The sequence below is a fragment of the Mesorhizobium sp. M7A.F.Ca.US.005.03.2.1 genome (assembly GCF_003997795.1).
Lineage (GTDB): Bacteria > Pseudomonadota > Alphaproteobacteria > Rhizobiales > Rhizobiaceae > Mesorhizobium > Mesorhizobium ciceri.
Map to the genome: position 1 here is coordinate 1 of NZ_RZRP01000640.1, position 3,729 is coordinate 3,729.

Below are 3,729 nucleotides of genomic sequence, written 5' to 3' on the forward strand. Positions count from 1 at the left end.
GCCGATTTCGAAGCCGCGCCGGATCTCCGAGATCATGAAGGCGGGCACCAGGATGCGCAGGTCGACGGTGTCGCGCGAAACGGTCTGGCCGCGCTCGCGGGCGAGATCGGCGAAGAGGTCGAAATCCTTGTCACGCACATTGTGCAGCATGAAGGTGCGGAACGGATCGGAAATCTTGTCGAAGGCTTCGGTCTGGGTGATCTGGTTGTCCATCAGCGGCTTGACGCCGGTGTTCCAGGCCTGATCGAAGGTCGGCGCCATGACATAGAAGGTCATGAACAGCGACAGCGAAATCAGGATGAGGTTTGCCGGTGTCGACTGCAGGCCGATGCCGGCGCGCAGGATCGAGAAGGCGATGACGAAGCGGGTGAAGCTGGTCACCATGATCAGCAGGCCCGGCGCGACCGACAGAACAGTCAGCAGGCCGAACATCTGGATGATGTAGCCGACGGTGGTGCCGTCAGCCTTGCCGATGCCGCCGAGATCGAGCTGCTGAGCCGCCGCGATGGAGGTGGCGGCGGCGATCATGGCGGTGGCGAGAAGGAACTTTCTCATTCGAGCAGCAATGTCCTGATGAGTACCTGTTTGGCGTGACCCTGGCTGCGGATCGCGGCGCGTTCTTCGAGGTCGGCCTTCAGGTGCTGGTAGCCGCTGGCTCCCTCGATCTGATGCATCTTCAACGTGCGCACCAGGGCCAGGAGATCTTGGTGGATGTCATCCGACATTGCCTGTGGCTGCGGCGCGTCATAGACGACGGACACCTCCATCCTGATCCAGGTGCCGGCAGGCGAGGCGATGTTGGTGGTGATCGGCGCCAGCACGACAAGCATCGGGCCCAGGCCTGGTTGCTCGGCTGCGGCGGGCTGCATGATCTTACCTTCGTTCTCAGGCGCGACCGGTACCGAGGCCGGTGCGCCGACGCCCTTGAGATAACCGCCGGACATCCAGCCCACGCCAATGGCGGCCGCCGTCACAAGCAGCAGCATGCCGGCCTGAATGACAGGGGAGGGACCCTTGCGCGGCTGAACCTGTTCAATATTTGCCACGGCGCCCTGCCCCGATCCTAGAACGGAAGAACCTGGTCGAGGATCTGCTGGCCGTAGGCAGGTTGCTGGACCTCGGTGATGCGACCGCGTCCGCCGTAGGAGATGCGGGCCTCGGCGATGCGTTCGTAGGGGATGGTGTTTTCGGCGCCGATATCGGCCGGCCGCACGATGCCGGCGAGCGTCAGCACCCTGAGCTCGGCATTGACGCGCACTTCCTGCGATCCGGTGATCATCAGATTGCCGTTGGGCAGCACATCGGTGACGATCGCCGCGACATTGAGTTCAAGCGTTTCCGAGCGCTTGATCTCGCCGTCAGCCGTCGTGTCGGTGGTGGAGCTGAGAGCCCCGGCGCCCTTGCCGGCGGTGCTCCACTTGTCCCACTGCGCGCTGAGGTCATAACCGAGCTTGCGATTGGCGGTGCGGCTCCTGTCGTTCTGGTTCTTGAAGTTGGCGCGATCGTTGATCTTGATCTTGACCGTCAGGATGTCGCCCTGGGACAACGCCCGCGGGTCGGTGAACAGCCGGCTCTGGCGGTCGTCCCACAACGAGAATTTCTTGACCGGCACTGGCGGCGTTTGCGGATATCGATAGAGCGAGCCGGTGCTGCCGCCATCGATGCCGGAGCCGACCGGGGACAGGGCCGGCTCTCTGCCGACCTCCTTGAGGTTGGTTCCGCAACCGGACAGCATGGTAACCGCGCACAGGACAAGCATCTTCCGGATCATGACGGATCTACCCTTCGGGCTGCGCTGGCCATAATGCCGGTGAGCGTTGCCGCCGCCTTCTGGTCCATTTCGTTGAGGATGACGCTCGCCTTGCGTGAATCGAGCTTCATCAATATAGCCGCAGCCAGGTCGGCGTTGACGATGGCCAGCCGCTCGGCGGCGGCGTCGGGTTTCATACCGGCGTAGATCTGGACGACGCCGTCCTCGGCCCGGGCCAGGAAAACCTCGCGCCGCTTCAGCCAGGTCTCGTATTCAGCTTTCTTTGCATCAAGAGCTTTCATGCGCTCGTCAATGCCAGCCTGGAGCTGCTTCAGTTCCTGCGCCTGCAGGACATAGCGGCGGTCGCGGGCGGCGTCGGCGATGTTTGAGCAGAAGCGCTCGATCTCGCTTTGGTCCGGCGCCTTTTCCCGTGTCAGTTGCTGCGGCGCCGCCGCCACCTGTGCTCCCGGCAGGACCTGGCGGAACGTCTCCTCGCCGCGCGCGGTGCCGCCGGCAAAGGGCAGAGCCGCGAGAAAAGCGGTCGCAAGCAGGATCGCGGCTTTGCGGTGTCTGTCGTGGCGTGGGAAGGAGCGCTTCATCGGCATCGCCTATTGCAGAACCAGGTCGGCCTGCAGGGCCCCGGCCGACTTGATGCCCTGCAGAATGGCGATGATGCCGTCCGGCTTGACGCCGAGGCGGTTGAGGCCGGAAACGAGGGTCTGGAGATCGGGTCCGTCAAGCACGGCAACGCGGGCGTCGGGCCGGCTGGCGTCGATGGCGGTGAACGGTTCGATCGCGGTCTCGCCCTTGGAGAAGGGTTCGGGCTGCACGACGCGCGGCGCTTCGGTGATGCGCACGGTGAGCGTGCCGTGGCTGATGGCGACCCGTGAGATCTTGACGTCATTGCCGATGACGATGGTGCCGGTGCGCTCGTCGATCACGACACGGGCCGGCGTGTCGGATTCGACCACCAAATTCTCGATTTCGGCATAGAAGCGCGCCGCCGAGACACCCTTCGGCCTTCTGATCTGGACGGTGCGCGAATCGCGCTCGGCCGCCACCCGCATGCCGAAGCGCTGGCCGGTGTAGTCGTTGATGGCATCCGCGATGCGGATAGCGGTCGAGAAATCGGGATTGCGCAGCTGCAGCGTCAGGATCGCCTGATCGTCGAATTCGGCTTGGACAGCACGCTCCACGATGGCGCCGTTGGGCACGCGGCCGGCGGTCGGCACGCCTTGCGTCAGCTGCTCGGCCTGTCCTTGCGCGGTAAAGCCGGACACGATGACCGAGCCCTGGCCGACGGCATAGATTTCGCCGTCCGCCGCCTTCAGCGGCGTCATGATCAGCGTGCCGCCGGAAAGCGAGGTCGCGTCGCCCATCGAGGAGACGTCGATGTCGATGCGGGCGCCCGACTGCACGTAGGGCGGCATGTTGGCGGTGACGATGACGGCGGCGACATTCTTGGCGCGCGCGCTGCCGCCTTCGGTGGCGATGCCGAGGTTTTCGAGCATCGCGCGGATCGACTGTTCGGTGAATGGCGAGTTGCGCAGGCTGTCGCCCGATCCGGCAAGGCCGATGACCAGGCCGTAGCCGACGAGCTGATTGTCGCGCGAACTCTGCAGCTGGGCGATGTCCTTGATACGCGAGGCGACCTGGCCCGGCGGCAGCGAACTCGGCCCGGTCGAAACCCGGAACATGCGGCTTGTGGTGGCCGGATCATATTCGGGATCGTTGTAGACGCCGCCATTCTTGGCGGCGAGCTCGCGCTTGGCCTTCGGCGTCAGGCCGTCGGCCAGCGCCGGCTGCAGGCCAAGCACGGCTGCCAGGATCAAGGTAAGCCCGCGCATCATGAAGCGCTGACCTGGATGGTTCCATCCGCCATCACCGTGCCGGACAGGATTTTGCCGCTGTCGATGTTGCGAACCTTGACGAGGTCGCCCGCGGCTCCTGGTTGCAGCGTTACGGCGGTCGCCGAGATC

General features: G+C 64.7%; 6 protein-coding genes. All 6 read right to left on the reverse strand.

The window, feature by feature from the left end:
- The coding region (locus EN991_RS27340) for a flagellar biosynthetic protein FliP (RefSeq protein WP_127369920.1) at positions 1-555 on the reverse strand (555 nt) is incomplete at its 3' end.
- Positions 552-1,046, reverse strand: coding sequence for a flagellar basal body-associated FliL family protein (locus EN991_RS27345; RefSeq protein WP_013529790.1), 495 nt, complete (start codon positions 1,044-1,046; stop codon positions 552-554). The genes EN991_RS27345 and EN991_RS27340, both read right to left, overlap by 4 nt.
- A 17-nt stretch (positions 1,047-1,063) precedes the next feature.
- The gene (flgH, locus tag EN991_RS27350; RefSeq protein WP_127369921.1) at positions 1,064-1,771 is read right to left on the reverse strand and encodes a flagellar basal body L-ring protein FlgH; all 708 of its coding nucleotides are present in this window, start codon (positions 1,769-1,771) and stop codon (positions 1,064-1,066) included.
- Positions 1,768-2,355, reverse strand: coding sequence for a MotE family protein (locus EN991_RS27355; protein WP_164753689.1), 588 nt, complete (start codon positions 2,353-2,355; stop codon positions 1,768-1,770). The genes flgH and EN991_RS27355 overlap by 4 nt, the downstream gene beginning before the upstream one ends.
- Before the next feature lie 3 nt (positions 2,356-2,358).
- Positions 2,359-3,600 (reverse strand): flagellar basal body P-ring protein FlgI, encoded by a 1,242-nt coding sequence (locus EN991_RS27360; protein ID WP_013529793.1) that lies wholly within the window; start codon positions 3,598-3,600, stop codon positions 2,359-2,361.
- Positions 3,597-3,729: flagella basal body P-ring formation protein FlgA (locus tag EN991_RS27365; RefSeq protein WP_206519259.1), on the reverse strand; the 133-nt coding region annotated here is incomplete at its 5' end. The genes EN991_RS27360 and EN991_RS27365, both read right to left, overlap by 4 nt.

Bases quoted from the DNA above. Each gene is read 5' to 3' on its own strand.
- flgH (WP_127369921.1), bottom strand. From the start codon at position 1,771: ATGATCCGGAAGATGCTTGTCCTGTGCGCGGTTACCATGCTGTCCGGT.
- EN991_RS27355 (WP_164753689.1), bottom strand. From the start codon at position 2,355: ATGCCGATGAAGCGCTCCTTCCCACGCCACGACAGACACCGCAAAGCC.
- EN991_RS27360 (WP_013529793.1), bottom strand. From the start codon at position 3,600: ATGATGCGCGGGCTTACCTTGATCCTGGCAGCCGTGCTTGGCCTGCAG.